The organism is Psychrosphaera sp. (assembly GCF_982872775.1).
Genome location: NZ_CEYNSH010000043.1, coordinates 1 through 2,698, shown reverse-complemented (window position 1 = coordinate 2,698; position 2,698 = coordinate 1). Strand labels below are relative to the sequence as shown.

Here is a 2,698-nt window from a genome sequence, read left to right as displayed (position 1 = left end):
AAGTGGTGGGCGGTACTGGGCTCGAACCAGTGACCCTCGCCTTGTAAGGGCGATGCTCTCCCAACTGAGCTAACCGCCCAATCAAAAACTATCTAACAAAGCTGGAACACTTAAAGTAAGTGGTGGGCGGTACTGGGCTCGAACCAGTGACCCTCGCCTTGTAAGGGCGATGCTCTCCCAACTGAGCTAACCGCCCAGCTTTGTTAACTTGAACCCCGTTGCTGCTCAAGTGGGGCGTATTATAGGGTGCCTTGATTTAGAGTCAACACTAATTTTAAAAAAATATAACCTTTCGGACAAAACTTAAACAAACCGTTCAAAAAATCGGTTTTGTGTTTAAATTATCAACCGTTTATGAGGTTTTCAGTGATAATTTTCCACTCTTCTTTTGTCACAGGTTGAATAGAAAGACGTCCTTGCTTAACCAAAACCATATTTTCTAATAAGGGATTTGTTTTTATTTTTGAAAGTGGCAGCAGTTTTTTGGCATGACAGCGGTACTTTATGTCGATAGAAAACCATTTTGGAGACTCTACATCTGATTTTGGATCGTAATATTTACTTTCTGGATCAAATTGCAAAGGGTCAGGGTAGGGTTCACCAACGACTTCTGCGCAGCCTGCTATACCTACCTTTTTACAACTAGAGTGATAAAAGAGAACACCATCACCTTCTTTTATTTGATCACGGATTAGATTGCGAGCCTGGTAATTGCGTATTCCGTCCCATCGTACTATTTGTTTTGGCTCCGCTTTTAAGTCATCGATGCTATATTCATCGGGTTCTGATTTAAATAACCAATATTGCATTTTAAGTCCCTCACGTTTTTCTATAGAATAGCGTGCAATTATTATTGATAAAACAAGATGGAAAGATAAATGAGCGTTGTTACTCGTTTTGCCCCAAGTCCAACGGGCTATTTACACGTAGGTGGTGCACGTACTGCACTTTATTCATGGTTATACGCAAAGCGTCATAATGGTAAGTTCATTCTTCGTATAGAAGATACCGATTTAGAACGTTCAACGCCTGAAGCCGTTCAAGCTATTTTGGATGGTATGTCTTGGTTAGGTATGGAAGGCGATGGCGAGGTGTTTTACCAAACCAAACGTTTTGATACATATAAGAAGTATGTTCAACAGTTATTAGACGAAGGTAAAGCATATAAGTGTTTCTGTTCTAAGGAACGTTTAGAGAGCTTACGTGAAGAACAAGAAAAAAATGGTGAGCGAACTAAGTACGATGGTAAATGTCGTGATTTAGCAGAAGCGGACCAACCAACAGATGCACCTTATGTTATTCGTTTCAAAAATCCATTGGATGGCGCGGTAGAATTTAAAGATTCAATTCGCGGTGACATGAGCATTGCCAATGAAGAAATGGATGACCTAATCATTCAACGTACAGATGGCACGCCTACTTATAACTTCTGTGTTGTGATTGACGACTGGGAAATGGGCATGAGCCATGTTATCCGCGGCGAAGATCACCTATTAAACACGCCTCGCCAAATTAACATCTTTAAAGCATTAGGTGCACAAGTACCTCAGTACGCTCACTGTTCAATGATTTTGGGTGATGATGGCAAAAAGCTATCAAAGCGTCACGGTGCCGTTAGCGTAATGCAATACCGCGATGATGGTTATTTACCACAAGCAGTCATCAACTATTTAGTTCGTTTGGGTTGGTCTCATGGCGATCAAGAGATCTTTACTCAAGAAGAGCTTTTCGAATTATTCGATATTAATGACATTAATAACTCAGCTTCTGCGTTTAATACTGAAAAGTTAAACTGGATGAACCAACAATATATGAAGTTGTTGCCAGCAGAAGAAGTGGCTAAACATTTAGCATGGCATTTTGAACAAGCTGGTATCGATGTATCAAAAGGTCCGAAATTAGAGTCTATCGTAGAAATTCAGGCAGAAAGGGTTAAAACCTTAAAAGAAATGGCTGAGATCAGCACTTATTTTTATGTTGATTTTGATTCGTTGGACGAAAAAGCAGCGAAAAAGCATCTGCGTCCGGTTGCCAAAGCGCCACTTCAAGTAGTTCGTCAAAAATTAGCTGACTTATCAGAATGGCAGGGCAGTGATATCCAAGCTGCTATTAATGCGACAGCAGAAGAACTAGAAGTAGGTATGGGCAAAGTTGGTATGCCTCTACGCGTTGCAGTAACAGGTGGCGGTAATTCACCGTCATTAGATGTGACTTTAGAACTTCTTCCAAAAGATAAAGTTTTGTCACGCATCGATGATGCTATTAGCTTTATTGAAGCTCGCGAAGCGCAACAATAATTAATTTATTAAGCGATTTAAGCAAAAAGGGAAGGCCAGTCTAGTAGACTGGCTTTTTTATTTATTGTTTTAAATTGAGAGAGTTGATTAATGTTTGAATACTTCTCTTTGTTTTTTTAACCATTATGCAAAAAAAATAACCAAACAACCTAAAGTTAGCAATTTTTCTTTAAATAATGGTTGACGAAAATAAAGTGAGTGCATAGAATGCGCCCCGCAGTTGAGGCAAACAGCCACTCTGTTGAGACACCTTGAGGGGCTATAGCTCAGCTGGGAGAGCGCTACACTGGCAGTGTAGAGGTCAGCGGTTCGATCCCGCTTAGCTCCACCATCTTGTCTCACTTTATAAGTCTTAGTGCTCCCATCGTCTAGAGGCCTAGGACACCGCCCTTTCACGGCGG

Annotated in this window: 2 protein-coding genes and 3 tRNA genes; 2 read left to right on the top strand and 3 right to left on the bottom strand. The window is 40.8% G+C overall.

What is annotated here, in order from left to right; translation table 11 throughout:
- Nucleotides 1–3: 3 nt before the first annotated feature.
- The 3 genes from AC4E96_RS11590 to AC4E96_RS11580 form a co-directional block, all read right to left on the bottom strand.
- Nucleotides 4–79: transfer RNA gene (locus tag AC4E96_RS11590), tRNA-Val, on the bottom strand.
- Nucleotides 80–120: 41 nt separating this feature from the next.
- Nucleotides 121–196, bottom strand: a tRNA-Val gene (locus AC4E96_RS11585).
- 148 nt (nucleotides 197–344) lie between these two features.
- On the bottom strand, nucleotides 345–809 hold the full coding sequence (locus AC4E96_RS11580) for an EVE domain-containing protein (protein WP_490255925.1): 465 nt from the start codon (nucleotides 807–809) through the stop codon (nucleotides 345–347).
- Nucleotides 810–878: 69 nt separating this feature from the next.
- Between AC4E96_RS11580 and gltX the strand changes: the two genes are divergently transcribed.
- Nucleotides 879–2,297, top strand: a complete 1,419-nt coding sequence (gltX, locus tag AC4E96_RS11575) for a glutamate--tRNA ligase (RefSeq protein ID WP_488034281.1) — start codon at nucleotides 879–881, stop codon at nucleotides 2,295–2,297.
- 255 nt (nucleotides 2,298–2,552) lie between these two features.
- Nucleotides 2,553–2,628, top strand: a tRNA-Ala gene (locus AC4E96_RS11570).
- Nucleotides 2,629–2,698: the final 70 nt, after the last annotated feature.